General features: G+C 73.6%; 23 protein-coding genes. 13 read left to right on the top strand and 10 right to left on the bottom strand.

Going from position 1 to position 25,805, the window contains the following annotated elements; genetic code table 11:
- Positions 1-90: 90 nt before the first annotated feature.
- The 3 genes from ACZ4SV_RS26675 to ACZ4SV_RS26665 all read right to left on the bottom strand — a co-directional run bounded on the left by ACZ4SV_RS26675 (position 91) and on the right by ACZ4SV_RS26665 (position 1,408).
- Positions 91-276: a hypothetical protein gene (locus tag ACZ4SV_RS26675; RefSeq protein WP_468007010.1), complete on the bottom strand. Its 186-nt coding sequence runs from the start codon at positions 274-276 to the stop codon at positions 91-93.
- A 117-nt stretch (positions 277-393) separates the two neighbouring features.
- Entirely contained in the window at positions 394-786 is a 393-nt protein-coding gene (locus ACZ4SV_RS26670) for a hypothetical protein (protein ID WP_468007008.1), read from the bottom strand.
- A gap of 94 nt (positions 787-880) precedes the next feature.
- Positions 881-1,408: a hypothetical protein gene (locus ACZ4SV_RS26665; protein ID WP_468007006.1), complete on the bottom strand. Its 528-nt coding sequence runs from the start codon at positions 1,406-1,408 to the stop codon at positions 881-883.
- Positions 1,409-1,684: 276 nt separating this feature from the next.
- On the opposite strand from ACZ4SV_RS26665, the gene ACZ4SV_RS26660 reads away from it, so the two are divergent.
- Positions 1,685-2,599: a HipA family kinase gene (locus ACZ4SV_RS26660; RefSeq protein WP_468007004.1), complete on the top strand. Its 915-nt coding sequence runs from the start codon at positions 1,685-1,687 to the stop codon at positions 2,597-2,599.
- Positions 2,600-2,672: 73 nt separating this feature from the next.
- On the opposite strand, the gene aceB is transcribed toward ACZ4SV_RS26660, so the two are convergent.
- Both aceB and ACZ4SV_RS26650 read right to left on the bottom strand, forming a co-directional pair.
- The gene (aceB, locus tag ACZ4SV_RS26655) at positions 2,673-4,298 is read right to left on the bottom strand and encodes a malate synthase A (RefSeq protein WP_468007003.1); all 1,626 of its coding nucleotides are present in this window, start codon (positions 4,296-4,298) and stop codon (positions 2,673-2,675) included.
- A 184-nt stretch (positions 4,299-4,482) separates the two neighbouring features.
- Positions 4,483-5,091 carry a nucleotidyltransferase family protein gene (locus tag ACZ4SV_RS26650; protein WP_468007001.1) on the bottom strand — a complete coding sequence of 203 codons (609 nt, stop codon included), beginning with the start codon at positions 5,089-5,091 and terminating at the stop codon, positions 4,483-4,485.
- A 147-nt stretch (positions 5,092-5,238) separates the two neighbouring features.
- On the opposite strand from ACZ4SV_RS26650, the gene ACZ4SV_RS26645 reads away from it, so the two are divergent.
- Positions 5,239-5,556: a DUF5955 family protein gene (locus ACZ4SV_RS26645; protein WP_365878373.1), complete on the top strand. Its 318-nt coding sequence runs from the start codon at positions 5,239-5,241 to the stop codon at positions 5,554-5,556.
- A 52-nt stretch (positions 5,557-5,608) separates the two neighbouring features.
- Here ACZ4SV_RS26645 and ACZ4SV_RS26640 read toward each other — a convergent pair whose 3' ends face one another.
- A complete protein-coding gene (locus ACZ4SV_RS26640; RefSeq protein ID WP_468006999.1) occupies positions 5,609-6,058 on the bottom strand; it encodes a DUF6234 family protein in 450 nt (149 codons plus the stop codon).
- A 397-nt stretch (positions 6,059-6,455) separates the two neighbouring features.
- Positions 6,456-7,253 (bottom strand): IclR family transcriptional regulator, encoded by a 798-nt coding sequence (locus tag ACZ4SV_RS26635; RefSeq protein WP_365878377.1) that lies wholly within the window; start codon positions 7,251-7,253, stop codon positions 6,456-6,458.
- Positions 7,254-7,528: 275 nt separating this feature from the next.
- Here ACZ4SV_RS26635 and allB point away from each other — a divergent pair, with 275 nt between their 5' ends.
- From allB to ACZ4SV_RS26620, 3 genes are all read left to right on the top strand, one after another.
- Positions 7,529-8,866, top strand: a complete 1,338-nt coding sequence (allB, locus tag ACZ4SV_RS26630) for an allantoinase AllB (RefSeq protein WP_468006997.1) — start codon at positions 7,529-7,531, stop codon at positions 8,864-8,866.
- Positions 8,867-8,920: 54 nt separating this feature from the next.
- Positions 8,921-10,036: an allantoicase gene (gene alc, locus ACZ4SV_RS26625; protein WP_468006995.1), complete on the top strand. Its 1,116-nt coding sequence runs from the start codon at positions 8,921-8,923 to the stop codon at positions 10,034-10,036.
- A gap of 327 nt (positions 10,037-10,363) precedes the next feature.
- Positions 10,364-11,173 (top strand): AIM24 family protein, encoded by an 810-nt coding sequence (locus tag ACZ4SV_RS26620; protein WP_397947937.1) that lies wholly within the window; start codon positions 10,364-10,366, stop codon positions 11,171-11,173.
- Positions 11,174-11,348: 175 nt separating this feature from the next.
- Here the strand turns inward: ACZ4SV_RS26620 and ACZ4SV_RS26615 are convergent, their stop codons facing one another.
- Positions 11,349-11,744, bottom strand: a complete 396-nt coding sequence (locus ACZ4SV_RS26615; RefSeq protein ID WP_365872169.1) for a ribonuclease domain-containing protein — start codon at positions 11,742-11,744, stop codon at positions 11,349-11,351.
- A gap of 85 nt (positions 11,745-11,829) precedes the next feature.
- A complete protein-coding gene (locus tag ACZ4SV_RS26610; RefSeq protein WP_468006993.1) occupies positions 11,830-12,849 on the bottom strand; it encodes a Gfo/Idh/MocA family protein in 1,020 nt (339 codons plus the stop codon).
- Between the two features lie 130 nt (positions 12,850-12,979).
- Here ACZ4SV_RS26610 and ACZ4SV_RS26605 point away from each other — a divergent pair, with 130 nt between their 5' ends.
- From ACZ4SV_RS26605 to ACZ4SV_RS26570, 8 genes are all read left to right on the top strand, one after another.
- The gene (locus tag ACZ4SV_RS26605; RefSeq protein ID WP_397938943.1) at positions 12,980-13,717 is read left to right on the top strand and encodes a GntR family transcriptional regulator; all 738 of its coding nucleotides are present in this window, start codon (positions 12,980-12,982) and stop codon (positions 13,715-13,717) included.
- A gap of 162 nt (positions 13,718-13,879) precedes the next feature.
- Positions 13,880-14,884: a sugar ABC transporter substrate-binding protein gene (locus tag ACZ4SV_RS26600; protein ID WP_365872173.1), complete on the top strand. Its 1,005-nt coding sequence runs from the start codon at positions 13,880-13,882 to the stop codon at positions 14,882-14,884.
- A complete protein-coding gene (locus tag ACZ4SV_RS26595) occupies positions 14,881-15,960 on the top strand; it encodes an ABC transporter permease (RefSeq protein ID WP_468006991.1) in 1,080 nt (359 codons plus the stop codon). Before ACZ4SV_RS26600 ends, ACZ4SV_RS26595 begins: the two co-directional genes overlap by 4 nt.
- Positions 15,957-16,727 carry an ATP-binding cassette domain-containing protein gene (locus ACZ4SV_RS26590; RefSeq protein WP_397938844.1) on the top strand — a complete coding sequence of 257 codons (771 nt, stop codon included), beginning with the start codon at positions 15,957-15,959 and terminating at the stop codon, positions 16,725-16,727. The genes ACZ4SV_RS26595 and ACZ4SV_RS26590 overlap by 4 nt, the downstream gene beginning before the upstream one ends.
- Positions 16,728-16,869: 142 nt before the next feature.
- The gene (locus ACZ4SV_RS26585) at positions 16,870-18,015 is read left to right on the top strand and encodes an ROK family glucokinase (protein ID WP_468006988.1); all 1,146 of its coding nucleotides are present in this window, start codon (positions 16,870-16,872) and stop codon (positions 18,013-18,015) included.
- Positions 18,012-18,593, top strand: a complete 582-nt coding sequence (locus ACZ4SV_RS26580) for a sugar kinase (protein WP_365872181.1) — start codon at positions 18,012-18,014, stop codon at positions 18,591-18,593. The genes ACZ4SV_RS26585 and ACZ4SV_RS26580 overlap by 4 nt, the downstream gene beginning before the upstream one ends.
- Before the next feature lie 99 nt (positions 18,594-18,692).
- Positions 18,693-21,548, top strand: coding sequence for a DEAD/DEAH box helicase (locus ACZ4SV_RS26575; protein WP_468006986.1), 2,856 nt, complete (start codon positions 18,693-18,695; stop codon positions 21,546-21,548).
- Between the two features lie 140 nt (positions 21,549-21,688).
- Positions 21,689-23,929, top strand: a complete 2,241-nt coding sequence (locus ACZ4SV_RS26570) for an SWIM zinc finger family protein (RefSeq protein WP_468007037.1) — start codon at positions 21,689-21,691, stop codon at positions 23,927-23,929.
- Positions 23,930-24,353: 424 nt separating this feature from the next.
- Here ACZ4SV_RS26570 and ACZ4SV_RS26565 read toward each other — a convergent pair whose 3' ends face one another.
- Entirely contained in the window at positions 24,354-25,319 is a 966-nt protein-coding gene (locus ACZ4SV_RS26565; RefSeq protein ID WP_468006984.1) for a ScbA/BarX family gamma-butyrolactone biosynthesis protein, read from the bottom strand.
- Between the last annotated feature and the right edge of the window lie 486 nt (positions 25,320-25,805).

Genomic DNA, 25,805 nt, shown 5'->3' with positions numbered 1-25,805 from the left:
AGCGGCTCGATCCGGTCCCACATCGCATCGGTGATCACTAATCGGACGGGCACATCCGATCAACTGATCAACCCATCAAAGAGACACGCCCTAGGCGATGGTGGTGTGGAAGAAGACGACGCCCGCCGCGAAGGCGCTTGCGCCGGTCAGGACGGCGGTGGCTGGTCCGGCGTCTCCGAGCGCGGCCACGGTCCCGGCCCCGATACCCACGAGCACGCCCAGAAGCAGGATGAGGGCCGAGCGTTGACTCAGCAGCGGGTCTCGGTCGTTGGGCACGTGCGACTCCCGGGTCCGTGCGCGGAGCGGCGGTGCGGTCGCCACCACTATGGGCTGCCGATAGTAGGGTATGTGAGAGTCTGTGAGCAAGGTTGAGGCGTGAGCCCTCGGGGGGACTCAGCGGCGACGGAGTGACTGGAGGAGTTCCCCGCTGTCGTCGAGCACCCAGAAGCCCCAGCCGTTGCGGTTGGGCTTCACGTGCGGCTTGAGTGCCTGTAGGACCGCGCTGGCCGCCCCGCTGGGCGTGCGGTACGTGCCCGCCGCCGGCCCTTCCGTGATGGTGAGCGCCTGGGTCGCGGGGTCGTACAGTCCCGGGACGCGCACCCCGTCGTAAACGGCGTGAACGGCGACCCGAGCGCCCGTGGGCGCCGAGGGGGCGGCGGTGGGGGAGGGGTTCTGGAAGTGCTCGATCAGTCGGCGCACCGCCTCCCCGGGGGTGACGTCCCAGGCCCGGGCGAGCAGGGCGATCTGGGCGTGAGTGGCGTCGTCCACCGTGATGTCCTTGGGCATGAGGGCAGCCTACCTCCACCTGAGAGAATGTGAGGAAGGTTGAGAACGCTGTCGCAGCGGCCCGAGCCTGAGGCGGCGGCGCGTCCTCGGCGGTCTACAACCGGACCGAAGGATCAAGCGCCCTTACCAGGTGTCCACCCGCAGGTCCCGCATGGCACTTCCACACGGCGGTCTCGTGGAGATAGTCCACGTGCAGGCCGAAGGAGTGGCGGTCGCAGACGGGCCAGACCGTACCGTAGTAGTCCATGACGAATTCCTGCGCCCCTTCCGCCACGACGCCCAGGACTTCCGTCCCATCCGGTGTCGAGACTTCCGCGGACTTGAAGCGCACCACGCCGACCGGGCCGAATTCCGGATCGCGGACATAGTTGACGTAGCTGAACTCGTCCCCGACGATCCTTTTCCCTGTGTCGTCGAGTACGGACTTCCGGATCACTTCGAAGGCCGATCTAGCCAGGGAAAACGTGCGCGTGGTCCAGAGTTCGCAGAATGCTTCCCCGGAGATTTCTCCGGATTCCTCGTACACCTCGGACATCCATGCCAGCACCGGTTCCGGCAGGACATCATCCTGCCGCCAGACCGCTTGCAGCATCCTGTCCCGCCAGTCCATGAAATTCGACACCCTCGCCGTCCTTAGATGTTCTGGACGGTGGCCGTGCCAGACCATTCGACGTTGTCCGTCCAGTCGAACCATACGGTCACGACAAGTACAGCGTCCTCGGGTGCACGTGCAGAGGACGTATGCGCTGACATCGGACGGACCGCGCCTGCCGCGCAGGTGCCCCTGCCCCGGCTTCGACGAGGGTGGTTGTGATGAGGTGGTGGTGCGAAGTTGCGTCCCCGTCACCTGGGAGATGGTCATGGAATGCAAGGTCAGTGAGCGGGAGAATCTTCGGACATGCTGAGAGAAGTCACCGCGACCCGCTACGTCGAGCCCCTGCGCTCCGGCGGGTCCGTGCCCGCGGTCGTGGAGGCGGACGACCTCGGCACGTACGTCGTGAAGTTCACCGGCTCGGCGCAGGGGCACAAGGCGCTGGTCGCCGAGGTCATCGTCGGCGGGCTCGCCCGCGCGCTCGGGCTGCGCTTCCCGGAGCTGGTGCTCGTCCGCTTCGACCCGGCCATCGCCGCCGCCGAGCCGCACCAGGAGGTGCGCGACCTGCACGCCGCCAGCGCGGGCGTCAACCTCGGCATGGACTATCTGCCGGGCGCCCGCGACTTCACCCCGCAGATCGCCCGGACCTTCCCGGTGGACCCGCTGGAGGCGGGCCGGATCGTCTGGCTGGACGCGCTGACCGCCAACGTCGACCGTACGGTCCACAGCTCCAACCTGATGGTCTGGCCCACGCTCGGCACCGTGCCCCCGCGGCTGTGGCTGATCGACCACGGCGCCGCCCTCGTCTTCCACCACCGCTGGGACACCACGGCCCCGGGCCGCCGGTACGACTTCCGGCACCACGCCCTCGGTCACTACGGCCCCGATGTGCGCGCCGCCGACGCCGAGCTGGCGCCCCGGGTGACGCGGGAGCTGCTGCGCTCGATCGTCGCCGAGGTGCCGGACGCCTGGCTGGCCGAGGACGCCGGGTTCGCCACGCCCGACGACGTCCGGGACGCCTACGTCGGCTATCTGCTGGACCGGGTCCGGCTGTCGCCCGAGTGGCTGCCCACCGGCTTTCCGAGCCGCGAGGAGCTGGCCGCCGAGGAGGCCGTCCGCGCGGCGAGGAGCCAGGCGGGGCGCCCGGACTGGCTGAAGCAGGTGCCCGACCTGCACGGCAGGCCGGCGGTGGAACAGGACGGCACGGTGCACTTCGGCTGAGCCCGCGGGGGACGCGGGGCCGGAACGCGAAGTGGCCCGGGGCGGGGCCCCGGGCCACTCGGACGGGCGGTGCTCAGCCGCGCAGCCGCTCGTACGCCGGCAGCGTGAGGAAGTCGGCGTAGTCCTCGTCCAGGGACACCTGGAGCAGCAGGTCGTGCGCCTCCTGCCAGTGGCCGGCCGCGAACGCCTCGGCGCCGATCTCCTCGCGGATGGCGTCGAGTTCCGCGGCGGCGACCTTGCGGGCCAGCTCCGGCGTGGCCTTGTCGCCGTTCTCGAAGACGACGCCGGCGTTGATCCACTGCCAGATCTGCGAGCGGGAGATCTCGGCGGTGGCCGCGTCCTCCATCAGGTTGAAGATGGCGACCGCGCCGAGCCCGCGCAGCCACGCCTCGATGTAACGGATGCCCACCTGCACGGCGTTGACCAGACCCGCGTACGTCGGCTTCGCGTCGAGCGAGTCGATCGCGATGAGATCGCCCGCCGCCACGCGCACGTCCTCGCGCAGCCGGTCCTTCTGGTTCGGCTTGTCACCGAGGACCTTGTCGAAGGACTCCATGGCGATCGGCACCAGGTCCGGGTGGGCGACCCAGGAGCCGTCGAAACCGTCGTTCGCCTCCCGGTCCTTGTCGGCCCGGACCTTCTCGAAGGCGACCTTGTTGACCTCCGGGTCCCTGCGGGACGGGATGAAGGCCGCCATGCCGCCGATCGCGTGCGCGCCGCGCTTGTGGCAGGTGCGCACGAGGAGTTCGGTGTAGGCCCGCATGAACGGGGCGGTCATCGTCACCGCGTTGCGGTCCGGCAGGACGAACCTGGCGCCGCCGTCCCGGAAGTTCTTCACGATGGAGAACAGGTAGTCCCAGCGGCCGGCGTTCAGTCCGGAGGCGTGGTCGCGGAGTTCGTAGAGGATCTCCTCCATCTCGTACGCCGCCGTGATCGTCTCGATCAGGACGGTGGCGCGGATGGTGCCCTGCGGGATGCCGGTGTAGTCCTGCGCGAAGACGAACACCTCGTTCCACAGGCGGGCTTCGAGGTGCGACTCGGTCTTGGGCAGGTAGAAGTACGGGCCCTTGCCGAGGTCGAGCAGCCGCCGGGCGTTGTGGAAGAAGTACAGGCCGAAGTCGACGAGGGCGCCCGGGACCGGCCGGCCGCCGTCGTCGACGAGGTGCCGCTCCTCCAGGTGCCAGCCGCGCGGGCGCATGACGACGGTCGCCAGCTCCTCGTCCGGCCGCAGGGCGTACGACTTGCCGGTGCGCTCGTCGGTGAAGTCGATGTTCCGGGTGTAGGCGTCACTCAGGTTGAGCTGGCCGAGGACGACGTTCTCCCAGGTCGGCGCGGAGGCGTCCTCGAAGTCCGCGAGCCAGACCCGCGCGCCCGAGTTGAGCGCGTTGATGGTCATCTTGCGGTCGGTGGGACCGGTGATCTCCACGCGCCGGTCGTTCAGCGCGGCCGGGGCCGGCGCCACCTTCCAGGAGTCGTCCGCGCGGACCGCGGCCGTCTCGGGCAGGAAGTCGAGCGTGGAGGTGCGGGCGATCTCGGCGCGGCGCTCGGCCCGGCGGGCGAGGAGTTCGTCACGGCGCGGGGTGAACCGCCGGTGCAGCTCCGCCACGAAGGCGAGCGCCGCGTCCGTGAGGACCTCCTCCTGCCGGGGCAGGGGCTCGGCGTCGACGATGGCCAGCGAGGACGGCGCTGGTGCGGACATGAGCTGTCACTTCCTTCAGCGGTGGCACCGGGTGCCAAGTGGCACGAATCGGACGGTGAGCGCCCACTGTGCGGACGGACGCTTCTGAGCAGTGGATAATAGTTTCCTCATCGTGGAACTTCAATGGTTTGTTGATGTCGAGATTCTCTGAGTCGAGGCAAGGTGGCGCTGGGTGCCACCCCGTTCACTCAAGGTGGCTCAGGTCGGCCTCGGTGTCGATGTCGTACGGCTCGGCGACGTCCGCGCACTCCACGTGCCGGACCTCGGCCGCGTGCGCCGCGAGATAGGCCCGCGCCCCGCGGTCCCCGGCGGCCGAAGCGGCGATGCCCCGCCAGTGCGCCGCGCCGAACAGCACCGGGTGCCCGCGTACCCCGGCGTAGGCGGCCGAGACCAGCGACTTGTCGTCCTCGTACGCGCCCAGCACCCGGGCCACCGCGGCCGGTCCGATGCCGGGCTGGTCGACCAGGGAGACCAGGGCCGCCCGCACGCCCGTGCCGGCCAGGGAGGACAGCCCCGCGCGCAGCGAGGAGCCCATGCCGTCCGCCCAGTCCGGGTTGTCCACCAGGACACAGCCGCCCAGCTCGGCGCGGGCCCGCACCTCGTCCGCCCGGGCGCCCAGCACTACGTGGACCCGCTCGCACCCCGCCGTACGCAGCACACCGGCCGCGTGTTCGACCAAGGGCCGGCCCCGGTGCGGCAGCAGCGCCTTGGGCCGCCCGCCGAGCCGTCTGCCGCCGCCGGCGGCGAGCAGCAGGCCCGCCACGTCCCCTCGAAGATCCCGGTTGTCCGTCATGTGTCCTGCATACCCGACGACGGCGGAACCGGCCGCTTGTCCGGGGCCTGTTCCCGTGGGGCTGAATTCCGGTCCGCACTGTGGCGCCCGGGCGCCCGGTTGGCGTTTACTGACCGGCGCACGAAGGCGTGCCGAAGGGGGAGCGCTGTGTGGCGGAGCCTGGGGCAGCGGCCGGTGACCGGCGGCGACGAGGACCCGAGAGTGACGGAACTGCGAACCGCGGTGTCCCGGCTGCGCCGTGACCTCGCCGCGTTGCCGGCGGACTTCCCCGACCGGCCGATAGCCGAAGAGGAACTGGCCTCCCTGGCCGCGCTGGCCGCCGACGGCCTCGCGGAGGTCCCGCGCCTGCGCGGTTCCCTGCTGCTGCTCGCCGGCGCGCTCGGCTCGATGAGCGCGCTGGCCCGCGGGCTGTCCGAGGTGCGCGACGCGGTCGACCTGTTCGGCGAACCGCTCCGCAACCGCTAGGGCCGGCCCTTTCCGTCAGCCACGGGCGACGACGCGAAGGGCCGGACGGACCCTAGGTTCCGTCTCTCCGGTCGGCGTCGGGTCCGGGTGAGGGTGCCGGGCAGTCCGGCGCCGACGGCAGGTCGCGGCAGCGCTGGTCCTGGTGGGACTGCGCCGCCGCCCCGCCGAAGACGAGCACGCAGACCAGCGCGGCCATGACGGCCTGGGCGACCACCGTCACGACAGCCCCGGCCCGCGCGGCGATCACCGCCGCCGTCAGAGCCAGGAGCCCGACTCCGCCGGCGGCGGCCAGGTAGTTCCACAGGGAGTCCGCCGTGCCGGTGCCGGCCGGGTCGAGGTCGAAGCCGGACAGCCACCAGAACCCGAAGATCACCGCGAGGGCGACCAGTTCCAGGAGCACCAGCCCGCACCCGGCACCGAGGTCGGCGCCCACGTCGGCCCGGTCGCGCCGCCGGGGACCGGAGGTGGCGTCGAAGGCGGGCGGGGCGACGGGCAGGTCCATGCCCGCCACCCTGCCCGCGCGGACGCGGCACGCGCAATGAGTACGGCTACTCAGCCCCCGGGCACGGGCCGCCCCGCGGTCCGCGTTCGCCGGCGGAGGCGCTCCGGGCGGGTGCGGCGAGGCCGTCCGCACTCACCGGCTGCACCGGTCCGGCCGCCCGCGCCGGTCCGGTCGGCCGCGCCGGTCCGGCTGCCCGCGCTGGTCCGGTCGACCGCGCCGGGCATCCGCGCCAGGGCGTCCGTGCCGGCGCCTTTCCGGCTGGCGGCCACCCCGGACCGGCGCTCCAGGACCAGGGCGCCGGACCCGGGGCGGCGACCCCACGGCCGTAGCCGAAGGGGTGTGTCTACCGGCCGCCGCACGCATGTCTGGCGGGCCGGGCCCGGGCTCGTGCCGCCGGTCAGCCCGGGTTCTGGCTGGTCAGCACGGCGGACAGTTCGTGGGCGATCTGCTGGAGCACCGGCACGATCCGCTCCGTGGCCGCCTCCGTGACGCGTCCCGCCGGTCCGGAGATGGAGATGGCCGCCGCCGTGGGGGAGTCGGGCACGGACACTGCGAGGCAGCGCACCCCGATCTCCTGCTCGTTGTCGTCCACGGCGTATCCCATCCGCCGTACGTCCGCCAGGGCCGCGAGGAACCCGTCCGCCGTGGTGATGGTCTTCTCGGTCGCCGCCGGCATGCCGGTGCGGCCCAGCAGCGCCCGCACCTCCTCGTCCGGCACCCCGGCCAGCAGCGCCTTGCCCACGCCGGTGGAGTGGGGCAGCACCCGCCGGCCCACCTCCGTGAACATCCGCATCGAGTGCTTCGACGGCACCTGGGCGACGTACACGATCTCGTCGCCGTCGAGCAGCGCCATGTTCGCCGTCTCGCCGGTCTCCTCCACCAGCCGGGCCAGGTACGGCCGTGCCCAGGTGCCCAGCAGCCGCGACGCCGACTCGCCGAGCCGGATCAGCCGGGGCCCCAGGGCGTACCGCCGGTTGGCCTGCTGCCGGACGTAGCCGCAGGCGACCAGCGTGCGCATCAGCCGGTGGATGGTCGGCAGCGGCAGCCCGCTGGCCGCGGACAGTTCGCTCAGACCGACCTCGCCGCCCGCGTCGGCCATCCGCTCGAGCAGGTCGAAGGCGCGCTCCAGGGACTGCACCCCGCCGGCGGCGGAGGGCTTGGCGGAGTCGGTGGTGCTGGCGCTGGACGTCGGCACGGCGCGGTTCCTTTCGGGGCGGGCGGGAGAGCAGAAGCCTACCCGGCAGCCGGTTGACTCCCCGCTTGTACGTAGCTACGTTCTGCTTGATGGAATTCTAATTCCGCTTTGTGGAAACGTCCAGGGCGAGCCTTCCCCGCCCGGCGCCCCGGAGGGTGCCTCTTGACGGGCGAGAAGCGGGAGTGAAGACTCCTTCAACAGAACGTTGAAATCCGTTACGTGGCCGTACATCCCGGTTTCCTGGACGTGCAACGGCGGTGGAGAGAGGGGTTCGGGTGTCCGACGCTGAACTGGCGCTGCGCTCGACGCGCGTGATCACTCCGGAGGGGACGCGGGCCGCCACGGTCACCGTGTCCGGCGGCAAGATCACCGCCGTCCTGCCGTACGACGCGGAGGTACCGGCCGGGGCCCGGCTGGAGGACTTCGGCGACCACGTCCTGCTGCCCGGCCTGGTCGACACCCACGTGCACGTCAACGACCCGGGCCGCACCGAGTGGGAGGGCTTCTGGACCGCCACCCGCGCGGCGGCGGCCGGCGGCATCACCACCCTGATCGACATGCCGCTCAACTCGCTGCCGCCCACCACCACGGTCGAGCACCTGCGCGTCAAGCAGGACGTGGCCCGGGACAAGGCCCATATCGACGTCGGCTTCTGGGGCGGCGCCCTGCCCGACAACGTCAAGGACCTGCGCCCGCTGCACGAGGCCGGCGTCTTCGGCTTCAAGGCCTTCCTCTCCCCGTCCGGCGTGGAGGAGTTCCCGCACCTGGACCAGGACCAGCTCGCCCGGTCCCTGGCCGAGATCGCTGGGTTCGGCGGCCTGCTGATCGTGCACGCCGAGGACCCCCACCACCTGGAGGCCGCCCCGCAGCACGGCGGCCCGAAGTACGCCGACTTCCTCGCCTCCCGCCCGCGTGACGCCGAGGACACGGCCATCGCGCACCTCATCGCCCAGGCCCGGCGCCTGAATGCGCGGGTGCACGTGCTGCACCTGTCCTCCGCCGACGCCCTGCCGCTGATCCGCGCCGCCCGCGCCGAGGGCGTCCGGATCACCGTGGAGACCTGCCCGCACTACCTCGCCTTCACCGCCGAGGAAGTCCCGGACGGCGCCAGCGAGTTCAAGTGCTGTCCGCCCATCCGCGAGGCCGCCAACCGGGATCTGCTCTGGCAGGCCCTCGCCGACGGCACCATCGACTGCGTGGTCACCGACCACTCGCCCTCCACGGCCGACCTGAAGACGGACGACTTCGCCACCGCCTGGGGCGGCATCTCCGGCCTCCAGTTGAGCCTGTCGGCGGTGTGGACCGAGGCCCGCGGGCGCGGCCACACCCTGGAGGACGTCGTGCGCTGGATGTCCACCCGGACCGCCGCCCTGGCCGGCCTGGACGGCAAGGGCGCCATCGAGGCGGGCCGCGACGCCGACTTCGCCGTCCTCGCGCCCGACGAGACCTTCACCGTCGACCCGGCGGGCCTCCAGCACCGCAACCGGGTCACCGCCTACGCCGGCAGGACTCTGTACGGCGTCGTCAAGTCCACCTGGCTGCGCGGCGAACGCATCGTCGCCGACGGCGAGTTCACCGAGCCGAAGGGCACGCTGCTCAACCGCCCCCGATAAGCCAGCTTCCGCATCCGCATTCCGGCCGACTCCCGAAAGGACCCCCTGATCACCGTGACGGCGACACCCAGCTTCACCGGCGACGCGAACCCCTACGGAGGCGGCGACCCGTACGCGGACTACCGCACCGCCGACTTCCCCTTCACCCGGTACGCCAACCTCGCCGACCGGCGGCTCGGCGCCGGTGTCATCGCCGCCAACGACGAGTTCTTCGCCGAGCGCGAGAACCTGCTGGTGCCCGAGCGGGCCGAGTTCGACCCCGAGCACTTCGGCCACAAGGGCAAGATCATGGACGGCTGGGAGACCCGCCGCCGGCGCGGCACCTCCGCCGAGCACCCCTGGCCCACCTCCGAGGACCACGACTGGGCGCTGGTCCGGCTCGGCGCGCCCGGGGTGATCCGCGGGATCGTCGTCGACACCGCCCACTTCCGCGGCAACTACCCGCAGGCCGTCTCCGTCGAGGGCGCCTGCGTACCCGGCTCGCCCGCGCCGAGCGAACTCCTCGCCGACGACGTGAAGTGGACCACCCTGGTCCCGCGCACCCCGGTCGGCGGCCACGCGGCGAACGGCTTCGCCGTTTCGGCCGAGCAGTGCTTCACGCACCTCCGGGTCAGCCAGCACCCCGACGGCGGCATCGCCCGGCTGCGCGTGTACGGCGAGGTCGTCCCGGACCCGCGGTGGCTCGCGGCCCTCGGCACCTTCGACGTGGTCGCGCTGGAGAACGGCGGCCGGGTGGAGGACGCCTCCGACCTCTTCTACTCGCCGGCCACCAACACCATCCAGCCGGGCCGCTCCCGCAAGATGGACGACGGCTGGGAGACCCGCCGCCGCCGCGACCAGGGCAACGACTGGATCCGCTACCGGCTCGTCGCCCAGTCCAGGATCCGCGCCGTCGAGATCGACACCGCGTACCTGAAGGGCAACAGCGCCGGCTGGGCGTCGCTCTCGGTCCGGGACGGCGAGGACGGCGAGTGGACCGAGGTGCTGCCGCGCACCCGGCTCCAGCCCGACACCAACCACCGCTTCGTCCTGACCGAGGCGGCCGTCGGCACCCACGCGCGGATCGACATCTTCCCCGACGGCGGCATCTCCCGGCTGCGCCTGTTCGGCTCCCTGACCGAGCAGGGCGCGAGCGGCCTCGCCGCCCGCCACCAGGAACTGGGCGGCTGACCTCCGCCCGCCTCCAGGAACCGGGCGGCCGACCTCCGCCCGCCTCCATGAGCCGGGCGGCCGACCGCCGCCCGCCCGCACGCGCGGGGCGCCCCGGCCGGACAGCACCGGGGCGCCCCGCGCGCACCGGCATGTCCCGCACCTCGCGCCCCACGTCCCGCGCCCCACGTCCCGGGCCCCGCCGCCCCAGTCCCGGGCCCCGCGTCCCACGTCCCGCGCCCCGTGTGCCTCGGCCGGCCGGGCGGGGCGCATCCCCGTGCTCACCCGTCCGGCTCCTCGTCCCGCCGGCGCGGAACTCTTCCGTCCGCCTCCGGCGTTGTCTTCCACGTGACCCTTCAGCAAGAGATCGTCGGCACCGCCATGCAGATGGCGGTCGTCAACCTGCGCCCCGGCCAGACCGTGTACTGCGAGGCCGGCAAGTTCCTGTTCAAGACCGCGAACGTGACCATGGAGACGCGGCTGTCCGGCCCGTCGGGCGGGGGCGAGCGAAGCGGCCAGGGCGGTGGCATGGGCGGCCTGCTCCGCCAGGCCATGGGCACCGCCATGCAGGCCGGCCAGCGCATGCTCGCCGGCGAGTCGCTGGCCTTCCAGTACTTCACCGCCCAGGGCGGCGAGGGCACGGTCGGCTTCGCCGGTGTGCTCCCCGGCGAGATGCGCGCCCTGGAACTGGACGGCACGCGCGCGTGGTTCGCCGAAAAGGACGCCTTCGTCGCCGCCGAGTCCAGCGTCGACTTCGGCATCGCCTTCGCCGGCGGCCGGACCGGCATGAGCGGCGGTGAGGGCTTCGTCCTGGAGAAGTTCACCGGGCACGGCACGGTGATCATCGCCGGCGCGGGCAACTTCATCGACCTGAACCCGGCGGACTTCGGCGGCCGCATCGAGGTCGACACCGGCTGCGTGGTCGCCTTCGAGGAGGGCATCCAGTACGGCGTCCAGCGCGTCGGCGGCCTCAACCGCCAGGGGATCATGAACGCCGTCTTCGGCGGCGAGGGCCTGTCCCTGGCCACCCTGGAGGGCAACGGCCGGGTGATCCTGCAGTCCCTCACCATCGAGGGCCTGGCCAACGCGCTGAAGAAGGCCCAGGGCGGCGACAAGCAGGGCCCGACCGGCGGACTGTTCTCCACCCACACCGGCTGAGCCGGCGCGCGGGGACCGCTGGTCACGACGGCGGGCGGGGTCCGCCGGGGCGGCTGGAGCGTCCCGTGAGGCGCCTTCGTGCTCCCGGACGGCTCCCGAGCCGCGCGGCCCGGCCGGAGCGGGCCGGACCGCGCGTGCCGTGCCGTCCCCCGGGCCGATCCCGCGGGGGAGGGGCTCAGCAGCCGTAGTCGATCAGGTCGAACGAGGCGTAGTGGTCGGCCGTGTAGTAGTCCTCGCGGTACTGCTTACCGGTGACGACGCGGCGCGCGCCGCGGGTGGGGGAGCCCGGGGTGATGACGGTGTACTCGTGGTAGTAGCCCGTGGTCCGGCCGGGCAGGACGCCCTCCCGGTTCTGGAAGACGCTCCCGTCCTGCGTGTACGGGTAGGGGCCGCCCCGTGCGATCAGGTTCAGGGTGTCGTACGCCTGGGAGGGCAGGTCGCCGTAGCAGACGCTGCCGACGGAGGCGGCCGTGGCCTGGGCGGTGGTGGCGGTGACGGTGCCGCCCACGAGGAGGGCGGACAGCAGAGCGGCGGCCGCGCCGATGCGCGTTGCGCGTGGGGGGATTCTCATGGCGCCATGATGACGCGCGTAGAGGATGGCATGTCAATGACAAGAGGGGAAGATTTCCCCGTACGTGTGGCGAGTTTTCCGGGGGTTAACCCGCGGGTCGCGGTGCGTCCGGGAGTTCCGCGAGCGGCACCGGCCGCCGTTCCCGGCGGGAGACCTCGCACGCCTCCGCGATCCGCAGCGCCCGCAGCGCCTCCCGGCCGTCGCACGGATTGGGCCGCTCGCCCCGCACCACCGCCACGAAGGCGTCCAGCTCGGCCGCGTAGGCGGGCCCGAACCGCTCCAGGAAACCGGTCCAGGGCCTGTCCGCGGGCGGCGGCCCGGCCGGTTCGGTCGACGCCAGGGGCGTACGGTCGTCCAGGCCCACCACCACCGTGTCCCGCTCCCCGGCCAGCTCCATCCGGACGTCGTAGCCCGCGCCGTTCAGCCGGGTCGCCGTGGCGGTGGCCGGCGTGCCGTCGTCCAGTGTGAGCAGCGCCGCGCCCGTGGTGACGTCCCCGGCCGCGCGGAACTCGGCGCGGCCGCCGTCCGAACCGGTGGCGTACGCCTCGGTCACCTCCCGGCCGGTCACCCAGCGCAGCATGTCGAAGTCGTGGATCAGCGTGTCCCGGAACAGCCCGCCGGACAGCGCCAGCCACTCGGCGGGCGGAGGGGACGCGTCGCAGGTCAGGGCCCGTACGGTGTGCAGCGGGCCGAGCCGGCCCGTGGCCACCGCCTCGCGGGCGCCCGCGTAGCCCGCGTCGAACCGGCGCTGGAACCCCATCTGGAGGACCGTCCCGGCCGCCTCCACCTCGGCGAGCGCGTGCAGCGTGCCCGGCAGGTCCGGGGCGACCGGCTTCTCGCAGAAGACCGGCAGCCCCGAGCGGGCCGCCCGGGCGATGAGGTCGGCGTGGGCCGGTGTCGTGGTGGCGATCACCACCGCGTCCACGCCCCAGCGGAAGACCTCGTCCACGCCCGGCGCCGCCGTCTCGCCCAGCCGCTGCGCCAGCGTCTGCGCCCGCGCCGGGTCCGTGTCCGTCAGGATCAGGGAACCGACCTCGCGGTGCCGGCTGAGCGTCCTCGCGTGCAGGGTGCCGATGCGGCCCGTACCGATGACCCCGATGCGCATGAGACCACGGTGCGGGCCGCGGCCGTACCCTGTCAACGTATATGTCCTGACAATCGGACTACACAACTTCCCGTCAACCGGTCACGGGACTACGCTCGGCCCCGTGCCGAAACCTGCTGTGGACCCGTCCGTGACGCTCGACCTCCAGGTGGACCGCGGCTCCCCGGTGCCGCTGTACTTCCAGCTCTCTCAGCAACTGGAGGCCGCCATCGAGCACGGCCGGCTCACCCCGGGCAGCCTGCTGGGCAACGAGATCGAGCTGGCCGCCCGGCTCGGGCTGTCCCGGCCGACCGTCCGCCAGGCCATCCAGTCGCTGGTCGACAAGGGGCTCCTCGTCCGGCGGCGCGGTGTGGGCACCCAGGTCGTGCACAGCCAGGTCAAGCGCCCGCTGGAACTGAGCAGCCTCTACGACGACCTGGAGGCGGCCGGCCAGCGCCCCGCCACCAAGGTGCTGGTCAACACGGTCGTCCCGGCCTCCGCCACGGTCGCCGCCGCGCTCGGCGTCCCCGAGGGCGGTGACGTGCACCGCGTGGAACGGCTGCGCCTCGCCCACGGCGAACCGATCGCCTGCCTGGTCAACCACCTGCCGCCGGGCCTGCTCGACCTCGACACCGGCCAGCTGGAAGCCACCGGCCTGTACCGGCTGCTGCGGTCCGCCGGGATCACCCTGCACAGCGCCCGCCAGTCCATCGGCGCCCGCGCCGCCACCGCCGCCGAGGCCGAACGGCTGGCCGAGACCGCGGGCGCCCCGCTGCTGACCATGCGGCGCACGACGTACGACGACACCGGCCGCGCGGTGGAACTCGGCGACCACATCTACCGCCCGGGCCGCTACTCCTTCGAATTCCAGCTCCTCGTCCGGCCTTGACGGCCCCGCCTGACGCGTCACAATGTCCGGACAACCGGACGGCGCGGGCACTCCCTGCCGCACTCCGCACGCCGGTCATGCCCGATACTGGAGTATTTGGGGCCGCCCCAGCGATGGCGGCCCCCTCGTCCGTCGGTACACATCAAGAAGGGGCACTGCCTCGTGGCACGGTTTCGAACCTGGGTAGGCATAGCGCTGGCGGGGGCACTCTCCGTGTCCCTGGCGGCGTGCAGCAGCACCGGAGGGAAGCGGGCGGAGGACGCCCGCAAGGCCGCCGCCGCCCAGGGGCGCGCGGCGGTGAACACCCCGCGCTGGACCGTCGCCATGATCACCCACTCCGGGGACGGCGACACGTTCTGGGACATCGTGCAGAGCGGCGCCGAGCAGGCCGCCCGCAAGGACAACATCAAGTTCCTGTACTCCCACGACGACGAGGCCCAGCAGCAGGCCCAGCTCGTGGACGCGGCCGTCGACAAGAAGGTCGACGGCATCATCGTCACCCTCGCCAAGCCGGACGCCATGAAGGCCGCCGTGGCCCGCGCCGAGAAGGCCGGCATCCCGGTGATCACGGTGAACTCCGGCTCCGCGCAGTCCAAGGCCTTCGGCGCCCTGACCCACATCGGCCAGGACGAGACCATCGCCGGCGAGGCCGTGGGCGACGAGCTGAACCAGCGCGGGAAGAAGAAGGCCCTGTGCGTGCTGCACGAGCAGGGCAACGTCGGCCACGAGCAGCGCTGCGACGGCGTCGCCAAGACCTTCCACGGCACGCTGCGCAAGCTGTACGTCAACGGCACCAACATGCCCGACGTGCAGTCCGCGATCGAGGCCAAACTCCAGGCCGACCGGTCCATCGACGCCGTCGTCACCCTCGGCGCGCCGTACGCCGACACCGCCGTCAAGGCGCGCTCGGACGCGGGCAGCAAGGCCGAGATCGACACCTTCGACCTCAACGCCAAGGTCGCGGCCGCGCTGCGGGACGGCACCCTCGGCTTCGCCGTGGACCAGCAGCCGTACCTCCAGGGCTACCAGGCCGTCGACCTGCTGTGGCTGTACAAGTACAACGGCGACGTCCTCGGCGGCGGCAAGCCGGTGCTGACCGGCCCGCAGATCATCACCAAGGACCAGGCCGGCGCGCTCGCCGAGTACACGGGCCGGGGCACCCGATGAGCGCGACCACGGCACGGGAACCGAACCGTAAACCGGGCGGGACGCCGGACGCCGGGGCGCCGGACGAGAGAATCCTGCGGACCTCCCCGCTGCGGAAGCTGCTCGCCCGCCCCGAGCTGGGCTCGGTCGTCGGCGCGCTGGCCGTCTTCGTCTTCTTCGCCTTCGTCGCCGAGGGCTTCCTGCGCGCCTCCAGCCTGAGCACGGTCCTGTACGCCTCCTCCACCATCGGCATCATGGCCGTACCGGTCGCCCTGCTGATGATCGGCGGCGAGTTCGACCTCTCGGCGGGCGTCCTGGTGACCTCCTCCGCGCTGGTCTCCTCGATGTTCAGCTACCAGATGACGGCGAACACCTGGGTCGGCGTCGGCGTTTCGCTGCTGGTCACCCTGGCCATCGGCGCCTTCAACGGCTTCATGCTCACCCGCACCAAGCTGCCCAGCTTCATCATCACGCTGGGCACCTTCCTGATGCTGACCGGCATGAACCTGGGCTTCACCAAGCTGATCGACGACACGGTCTCCACCAAGACCATCGGCGACATGGACGGCTTCGCCGGCGCCCGCGCCGTCTTCGCCTCGACGCTCACCGTCGGCGGCGTCGACGTCAAGGTCACCATCCTGTGGTGGCTGGGCCTGGTCGCCCTCGCCTCCTGGATCCTGCTGCGCACCCGCACCGGCAACTGGATCTTCGCCGTCGGCGGCAACGAGGAGGCGGCCCGCGCGGTCGGCGTCCCGGTCGCCAAGACCAAGATCGGCCTCTACATGGGCGTCGCGTTCGGCGCCTGGATCTCCGGACAGCACCTGCTGTTCTCCTTCGACGCCGTCCAGTCCGGCGAGGGCGTCGGCAACGAGCTGATCTACATCATCGCGGCCGTCATCGGCGGCTGTCTGATCACCGGCGGCTACGGCAGCGCGGTCGGCTCGGCCGTGGGCGCGCTCCTGTTCGGCATGACCAGCAAGGGCATCGTCTTCGCCGAGTGGAACCCCGACTGGTTCAAGTTCTTCCTCGGAGCCATGCTGCTCCTGGCGACCCTGCTCAACGCCTGGGTCCGCAAGCGCGCGGAGGCCATCAAGTGACACTCGTCGAGCTGACCGGCGTCAGCAAGTACTACGGCACCGTCCGCGCCCTGGAAGGAGTCTCCCTCCAGGTCGGCGCGGGCGAGATCACCTGCGTCCTCGGCGACAACGGCGCGGGCAAGTCGACCCTGATCAAGATCATCGCGGGGCTGCACCGGCACGACGCCGGCACCCTGCGCATCGACGGCGAGGAGACCACCCTCTCCTCGCCGCGCGAGGCCCTGGACCGGGGCATCGCCACGGTCTACCAGGACCTCGCGGTCGTCCCGCTGATGCCGGTCTGGCGCAACTTCTTCCTCGGCTCCGAGCCCCGCAAGGGCACCGGCCCCGTCAAGCGCCTGGACACCGACCTCATGCGCCGCACCACCCGCGAGGCGCTGCTGCGCATGGGCATCGACCTGCGCGACGTCGACCAGCCCATCGGCACCCTCTCCGGCGGCGAACGCCAGTGCGTGGCGATCGCCCGCGCGGTCCACTTCGGCGCCAAGGTCCTGATCCTGGACGAACCGACGGCCGCACTGGGCGTCAAGCAGTCCGGTGTGGTCCTCAAATATGTGGCCGCCGCCAGGGACCAGGGCCTGGGCGTTGTGTTGATCACCCACAACCCGCATCACGCCTACCTCGTGGGCGACCGTTTCGTGCTGCTGCGGCGCGGCACCATGGTGGGCCATTACACACGGGACGAGATCACCCTGGACGAACTGACCCGGCAGATGGCCGGCGGCTCCGACCTGGACGCGCTGCGCCACGAACTGCAACGTGACTGACGAGCGCGGGGCCGGGCCGGCCGGCGGCCCCGGAACGGGGGCGTGACCGGCCACGGCACCCCCGCGCCCGGCCCCGGACGCGTCTTTCCCCCAGCCGCCCCGCGCAGCACTCAGCGTGAGCGTGCGGCAGAATCGACCAACGATGAGCACCTACCGCGACCTCACCGCCCCCATCGGCTCCCGCCGTGCCCCGGTCCTGCGTACCGTCGGCACCCGGGAGCGCCGGTCCCACCTGACAGCGCCCCGGGTGCCCACGGTCGGCATCGACATCGGCGGCACCAAGGTCATGGCGGGCGTCGTGGACGCCGACGGCAACATCCTGGAGAAGCTCCGCGCGGAGACCCCGGACAAGTCCAAGAGCCCGAAGGTCGTCGAGGACACCATCGTCGAGCTGGTCCTGGACCTGTCCGACCGGCACGACGTGCACGCCGTCGGCATCGGCGCGGCCGGCTGGGTCGACGCCGACCGCAACCGCGTCCTGTTCGCGCCCCACCTGTCCTGGCGCAACGAACCGCTGCGCGACCGCCTCGCCGGCCGGCTCTCGGTGCCGGTCCTGGTGGACAACGACGCCAACACCGCCGCCTGGGCGGAGTGGCGGTTCGGCGCCGGGCGCGGCGAGGACCACCTCGTCATGATCACCCTCGGCACCGGCATCGGTGGCGCCATCCTGGAGGACGGCCAGGTCAAGCGCGGCAAGTTCGGTGTCGCCGGCGAGTTCGGCCATATGCAGGTCGTACCCGGCGGACACCGCTGCCCGTGCGGCAACCGCGGCTGCTGGGAGCAGTACAGCTCCGGCAACGCGCTCGTCCGCGAGGCCAAGGAGATGGCCGCCGCCGACTCCCCGGTGGCCTACGGCATCATCGAGCACGTCAAGGGCAGCATCGACGACATCACCGGCCCGATGATCACCGAGCTGGCCCGCGAGGGCGACGCGATGTGCGTGGAACTCCTCCAGGACATCGGCCAGTGGCTCGGCGTCGGCATCGCCAACCTCGCGGCGGCCCTCGACCCGTCCTGCTTCGTCATCGGCGGGGGCGTCAGCGCCGCCGACGACCTGCTCATCGGCCCGGCCCGGGACGCCTTCAAGCGCCACCTCACCGGCCGCGGCTACCGCCCCGAGGCCCGCATCACCCGCGCCCAGCTCGGCCCCGAGGCGGGCATGGTGGGCGCCGCCGACCTGGCCCGGCTGGTCGCCCGCCGGTTCCGCCGAGCCAAGCGGCGCCGCGTGGAGCGCCACGAGCGCTACGAGCGGTACGCCCAGGCCCGCCGCTCCCGGGACAGCGCATGACGCCCTCGCTGCCCCACCAGGGCGGCCCGCCCGGGGAGCGCGGCGACAGCGCCGGGCACCCCCGGCACACGGCCCGGCGCCGGGCGCTCACGCTGCTGATCATCGTGCTGCTCATCGGCGTCCCGGCCGGCTATCTGGTGATCTCCGCCAACCAGAGCCGCGACAGCGGCAAGGACAAGGAGGAGAAGTACTCCGCGACCGGCCTCACCCCCGGCTGGCCGTCCAAGGTGCAGCGCCGCCTCTACCAGGTGACCGTCCCGCACCCCGCCGACGACATCGCCTACTACGAGACGAACAACTGGAAGACCAGCCGCCTCTACGTGCAGTTCCGCACCAACCCGGCCGGCCTCGACAGCTTCCTGGAGGCCATGGGCGTACGCCGGGAACAGCTCCGCAAGGACGACATCACGGTCGGCGAACGGGACCGCGACGTCAGCGGCTGGACCTTCGACGCCCCGGGCCCCTGGTGGGGACTGACCCACGAGCAGAAGAACCCGGCGCCCACCCAGGACGTGGTCGTCAACCTGTCCGACCCCCAGCACCCGATGGTGTTCGCGGTCTCCCGCACGGTCCCGTGACCCGGGGCCCGGCGCGGGCTCCGGAGCCGGTTGTCAGACCCCGCCCGTAGAGTCGGAGACAGCTGATCCGACACACACGGGCAGGAGGTGGCAGGACGTATGAGCGGCACGGCCGCGGTGGCCGGACGCGCGGACGGCACCCGGGAGACGGGGACCGGACACCCCGCCTGGGCACGCCTCGCCTGCGTCTATCTGCCGGCGCCCCTGCCCCGCCAGGGCCGCGTCGCCTTCTGGGACCCCGACGACGGCCCGCTGCCCGCGGAGCCCCCGGACGGCCCGGAGGAGCTGACGGTCGTCCGCCGCCACGGCAGCGCGGTGCGCCGCCGCCAGGTGCCCGCACTGACCCTGCCGCTCGCCGAGGCCCTGCCCCTGCTGGTGCGCGCCCGGCGCGACCCGGCCGCCCACCCGGCCACCGCCTGCTGGGGCGCCGCCGCCCTGCACGCCCTGGGGCTCGTCGCCCGCGGCCGGCTGCTGCCCGGCCTCACCCCGGCCGGCCACGACGCCTGGCGGGCCGGCCCGCTGGAACCCGGCGACCTCGCCCACCTGCGCGCCATCGCCGCGGCCCTGCCGCCCGAGGGCCACGCCGTGCCCCTGCCCGGCCCCGGCGCGCTGCGGCTGCCGGAACCCGAGGCCCTGGTCCGCTCCTTCCTCGACGCGGTCGCCGACAGCCTGCCGCGCACGCCGGCCGCCCCGCACGCCACCGGCCGGCCCTTCGCCGCCCGCGAACCGCAGAGCCTGCCGGCGGCCGGCGCATGGGCGGCGGAGGTCGCCGCCGGGATGGACGCGGGCGTCCGGATCTCCCTGCGCCTCGACCTGTCCGCGTCCGACGTCTTCGACGCCGGCGCGCACGAGGGCACCCGCGCCGCCGGCGCGGCCGTCGTCCAGGTGCACAGCCTCGCCGATCCCACCCTGATGGCCGACGCGGCGGCCCTGTGGGCGGGAGGGGCCGACCCGGCGTTCGGGCCCCGCGCGCGCGTGGACGCCGCCCTCGCCGTCCGGCGCGCCGCCCGGGTGTGGCCGCCCCTGGACCGCCTCGCCGAGCAGGACGTGCCCGACGTCCTCGCCCTGTCCGAGGAGGAGCTGGGCGAACTGCTCGGCGTGGCCGCGAGCCGGCTGGCCGCCGCCGGAGTCGCCGTGCACTGGCCCCGCGACCTCGCCCGCGACCTGACCGCCACCGCGGTGGTCCACGCGGCGCCCGGCTCCGCCACCGACGGCACCGGCTTCTTCGAGAGCGAGGACCTGCTGCGGTTCCGCTGGCAGCTCGCGCTCGGCGGCGATCCGCTCAGCGAGACCGAGATGGACGCCCTCGCCGAGGCCCACCGCCCGGTCGTCCGGCTCCGGGACCGCTGGGTGCTGGTCGACCCCGCGCTGGTCCGCAAGGCCCGCAAGCGCGAACTGGGCCTGCTCGACCCGGTCGACGCGCTCTCCGTCGCGCTCACCGGCAGCGCCGAGGTCGACGGCGAGACCGTCGAGGCCGTCCCCGTCGGCGCGCTCGCCGCCCTCCGCGACCGGCTCACCGCGGGCCTGCGCCCCGCCGCCCCGCCGCCCGGCCTGAACGCCACCCTGCGCGACTACCAGTTGCGCGGACTGGCCTGGCTCGACCTGATGACCTCGCTCGGCCTAGGCGGCTGCCTCGCCGACGACATGGGCCTCGGCAAGACCGTCACCCTCATCGCGCTGCACCTGAAGCGGGCCCGCCCCGAACCGACCCTCGTCGTCTGCCCGGCCTCCCTCCTCGGCAACTGGCAGCGGGAGATCACCCGGTTCGCGCCCGGCGTCCCGGTCCGCCGCTTCCACGGCCCGGACCGCACCCTGGACGGCGTCGCCGGCGGCTTCGTCCTCACCACGTACGGCACGATGCGGTCCGCGGCCGCGCACCTCGCCGGGCGGCCCTGGGGCATGGTCGTCGCCGACGAGGCGCAGCACGTGAAGAACCCGTACTCGGCCACCGCCAAGGCCCTGCGCACCATCCCGGCACCCGCGCGCGTGGCCCTCACCGGCACCCCGGTGGAGAACAACCTCTCCGAACTGTGGGCCCTGCTCGACTGGACCACCCCCGGACTCCTCGGCCCGCTGAAATCCTTCCGCGCCCGGCACGCCCGCGCGGTGGAGAACGGCGAGGACCAGGAGGCGGCACGGCGCCTGGCCGGGCTCGTCCGCCCCTTCCTGCTGCGCCGCAAGAAGTCCGACCCGGGCATCGTGCCGGAACTGCCGCCCAAGACCGAGACCGACCACCCGGTGCCGCTCACCCGGGAACAGGCCGCGCTGTACGAGGCGGTGGTGCGCGAGTCGATGCTGGCCATCGAGACCGCCCAGGGCATGGCGCGGCGCGGCCTCGTGCTGAAGCTGCTCGGCGCGCTGAAGCAGATCTGCGACCACCCCGCGCTCTATCTGAAGGAGGACCCGCACCCCGACCGGCTCGCCGCCCGCTCCGGCAAGCTGGCCCTGCTCGACGAGCTGCTGGACACCCTGCTCGCCGAGGACGGCTCGGCGCTCGTCTTCACCCAGTACGTCGGCATGGCCCGGCTGCTCACCGCCCACCTGTCCGCCCGCGCGATCCCGGTCGACCTGCTGCACGGCGGCACCCCGGTCCCGGAGCGCGAGCGCATGGTCGACCGCTTCCAAAGCGGTGAGACCCCGGTCCTCGTGCTGTCCCTGAAGGCCGCCGGCACCGGGCTGAACCTCACCCGCGCGGGCCATGTCGTCCACTTCGACCGCTGGTGGAACCCGGCCGTGGAGGAACAGGCCACCGACCGCGCCTACCGCATCGGCCAGACCCAGCCCGTCCAGGTCCACCGCCTGGTCACCGAGGGCACGGTGGAGGACCGCATCGCCGAGATGCTCACCGCCAAGCGCGCCCTGGCCGACGCCGTCCTCGGCTCCGGCGAGGCGGCCCTCACCGAACTGACGGACCGGGAACTGTCCGACCTCGTCTCCCTCCGGAGGACCTCATGACGGCCCCCGGCCACCCCCGCCCCGCCGACGCCGCCCGCCAGGCCCTACGGGCGGCCCGGGAACGCAGGGAACGAGCGGAGACGGGCCGGGAGGACGCAGCGCCGGACGCGCAGGGTGACGAGCGCGCGGGTACGGACGCGGTGGAGGAGGGGCGCGGGGGAGCGGGCGTACGGGACGACCCGGCGGCCGACCGCCCGGCGCCGACTGCCGCCGCCGTCCCGGGGACGACCGGGAGCCCTGCGGAATCCGCAGGCGCTGCGCGGGACGGCGGGCCGGAGGGGGCGGGTCCCGCGGGTTCCGCCGGGAGTGCCGGTGCCGGTGCCGTGGCCGACGGTCGCGGGCCGGGAGTGGGCCCGGTGGATGTCGGTTGTGTAGGGAGAGACGAGCCGGGCGCTGACACTCCGCGGGGAGCCGGGCCGGACGGGACCGGTTCCGGGCCGGGAGTGGGCCCGGTGGATGCCGGTTGTGCAGGGAGAGACGAGCCGAGTGCTGACACCTCGCCGGGAGCCGGGCCGGACGGGGCCGGTCCCAGGCGCAGGGGCGAGTACGGCGGAGTCCGTGCCGGTGCGCGTACCGGCGGCACCGGCGACGCGCCCTCCGGTGGCATCGGTGGCGGACCCTCCGGTGGCACCGGTGACGCGCCTTCCGGTGGCATCGGTGGCGGGCCCTCTGGGGGCGCCGCCGGCCGGCGGCCCGGTGATGTCGCCCGGGAGGCGCTGCGCGCGGCCCGGCGGGAAGCGGCGCGTGCGGAGGCAGTGGAAGCAGCGCAGGCCGGCGAGGCCGGGCGGGCCGGGGAGGGCACGGTTGTTGCCGGGACGACGCGCGAACGGCGGGCAGCCGCGGCCGCCCGTTCCGCAGCGTCGCGTACGCCCGTCCCGCCCGGGCGGGAGACCCGGTCCGCCAAGGCCGGCACCGTACGGGACATGCGGCACTACCTGGCGACCGCCTTCCGTATGCCCGCCTGGACCGAAACCCCCGACGAACCGGAGACCTCCGACGGCAGCGCGGCCGAGCCGACCGGTCCGGCAGCACTCTCGGCGACCACGGAGCCGGCCGCGCCCGTCGAGCCGGACCAGCCGCCGCCCGCCCCGGCTCCCACCGCCTCGGTCACCATGGCCAGCCCGCACCGCGACGGTGAACTCCGGCGCACGTTCCCGGCCTTCACCTCACGCGTGCGCACCGGCGCGGACGAGGCGTTCGCCGGGACCTGGTGGGGCAACGCCTGGGTCGGTGCGCTGGAGCAGGGCGCGCTGGACGCCAAGCGGCTGGCGCGCGGCCGGAGTTACGCCGACCAGGGTCATGTGGACGCCATCACCGTCACGCCGGGACTGGTGCTGGCGTACGTGCGGGGAAGCCGGCCCCGGCCCTACCGCACGCAGGTGCGGCTGCGGACGCTGGAGGACGAGGACTGGGACCGGTTCCTGGACGCCGCGGCCGGCCGGCCGGGCCATATCGCCGCGCTCCTCGACAAGGAACTGCCCCAGTCGCTCGCCGACTGCGGTGTGCCCCTGCTGCCCGGCCCCGGCGATCTCGTCCCACGGTGCAGTTGCCCCGACTCCGGCCACCCCTGCAAACACGCGGCGGCCCTCTGCTACCAGACGGCCCGGCTACTGGACGCCGACCCCTTCGTGCTGCTCCTGCTCCGCGGCCGGGGCGAGAAGGACCTGCTCGACGCGCTGTCCCGGCGCAGCGCCGCCCACGCGGCCCGCGCCGCACGGGAACGGCAGCCGCGGACCCTGCCCGGCGTCCGGGCCGCCGAGGCGCTCGCCGCGCGTGAACGCCCGCCGCTGCCGCCGCCGTCGCCGGTGCCGCCGCACCCCGGGCAGCCCCCGGTGTACCCGTCGGCGCCCGGCGGCCCGGACTCCTTCGCGCTGGACCAGCTCGCGACCGACGCCGCCGCCCGCGCGCACGCCCTGCTCGGCACCGGACACGATCCGGTCGGCGGGCTGACCCTGTGGCAGGACGCGGTCCGGCTGGCGGCGGCCCGCCCCGGCTCCGGCCTGACCGCGGCCACCCGCGCGCTGTACGCGGCGCTCGCCGACGCGGCCGGCCGTACCCCGGCCGACCTGGCGCGTGCCGTCGCGGCCTGGCGGCAGGGCGGCCTGGAGGGGCTGACGGTCCTGGAGGAGCCGTGGGATCCGCCGGCCGGCCGTTTCGACCGGGCCCGCCCGCTGCTGCTCGCCGCCGACCTGCCCGCGTTCCGCCCCTGGCGCAACCGCCTCACCCACCCGCGCGGCCACGTGCAACTGCGCCTGGGCCGCGACGGCCTGTGGTACGCCTACGAGTCGGAGCCCGGCCAGGACGACTGGTGGCCCCGCGGCACCCCGGACCACGACCCGGTCGGCGCGCTGACCGGCCTGGGCGCGGCCGGCGACCTCTGACACCGGCGACCTCCGACACCGACGCCCGCGCGGGCACGGCCACCGGCTCCGCCTCCACAGCGAGGCGTCCTGGCGTCCGGGCCGCCGCCGCCACTGCCACCGCCTCCACAGCGAGCCGTCCTGGCGACCGGGCCGCCGCGGGCACCGGTTCCGCCTCCGCCTCCGCAGCGAGCCGTCCTGGCGTCCGGGCCGCCGCGGGCACCGGTTCCGCCTCCGCCTCCGCAGCGAGCCGTCCTGGCGTCCGGGCCGCCGCCGGCACGTCCACCGTCTCCGCAGCGAGGCGTCCGGTGGTGACCGGGCCGCCGCCGGCACCGCACCGCGACCGCCCGCGGTCCCTGGAGCGACGGGTCCCCGTCCCGACGGGCCCCCGCTGCTCCGCCCGCCACGGCCGGCCCCCTGTTCCGGCCGTGGCGGAACCCAGTGGTCAGGCCACCGCCGGATGCGTCGTCACCGTGCACGCGCAGACCGGTTCGGCGTGCTGCTCGACGGTGACGCGGACCCGGCCGGCGCCGAGCGGCTCGGCCGCGACCCAGGCCGGGGCGTCCAGTTCCGCGTACCGGTGGAAGGCCGCGTCCAGACCCGTGGCGAGGACCGGTGCCGGACCCAGCAGGTGCTGTGCCGCCTGGCGGGCCGCCTCCAGGAGCAGCATGCCGGGAGCGTGGTCGTTCGGGTGGTCGAAGATGACCGGGTGCAGGGTGTGCACCCGCAGTTGCCAGCGGCCGTCGGCGGCGCGGGGCGAGAGGACCACGTCGTGCGGGCGGTCCCGGCCGACGAGTTCGGGCTGGACCGGCAGCGGCAGCGCGATGGCGCCGGCCATGGCCTGCTCGGCGTCGGCGTAGGCCCCGCGCAGCCGCCGGTACAGCGCCCTGCTGTGCGAGCTGAAGGTGGTCGACGCGGTGGCCAGGTGCCGCCCGTCACAGGTGGCGGTCACCTCCATCCGCATGCCGCGCAGGACGCCGGCCCGCCGTTCGACGTCCGAGCAGCGGATGCGCAGTTCCACGTCGGCCGGGGTGAGCCCGGCGCGCAGTGCGGCCGGGTCGAGCGCCACATGGAGGTCGCGCCATATCTGCTTGTGGTCCATGGGCGCGCCGTAGACCGCGTGGGACAGCAGCGGCACCGTCTGCCGCAGCGTCTCGCTGAACAGCAGCGGGTCGTGGAAGCCGCCCGCGGGTCCGTAGAACGTGTGGGCCCGTGGCCACTGGGCGGTGACCACGCAGGTGTCCGGGGCCGACTGCCGCCACCCGGTGAGGAACACCTCGGTGACCGCCGCGCGGTGGACGTACTCCTTGGGCACGGTCGTCGTCAAGGTGTCCGGTGTCGCGGGTGCCGTGACGGGCAGGGCCGCCCGGGTTTCCGAGGCTGTGCTGTCGCTGGGCGCAAACGTAGTCATGTGCCTCTCCCCCAGGGCATAGAGAACGGAGTGCTGCCGGAACACAGGCCAAGCCGCGCGGGACTTGGGCGGAGCGCGAATCGGACCGAGCGGTGCGGGCCGGGCGCCACTGTACGGACTGACCGGTTTTTTTTCCAGCTTTCCCGGCCCCCGCCGACCGCTCCGCGACCCCCCGGCCAGGCACTCCCGGACAGGGGCAAAACGGAAGCGGGTGCGGTGAGCGGAGCGGTGTCGCCGCGGGGACGGGCGGGCATGGCGTGAACCCCCTTCGCAAGTGCGGCGTCCTGTCTCGTCTCGACACCGCCGGTTCGGCAAGGAATCGCTGGGGCGGCGCGGTCGTGCGTGCCCGTCCGGACCGCCGCGCACGCCTGCCCGCGGACCGGAAACGGGCCTGGCCAGGGTACTCGCGGCCGGTTGCCGCGGCTGTGAGGTGTGACGCACGGGACACCCGCGCGGCCGTCTCGTTCCCGGCGCCCGGGCGCCGGA

This window comes from Streptomyces sp. NPDC027672, assembly GCF_055566335.1.
Note: the sequence above shows the minus strand (reverse complement) of the source record. Positions and strands in the feature narration are given on the sequence as shown.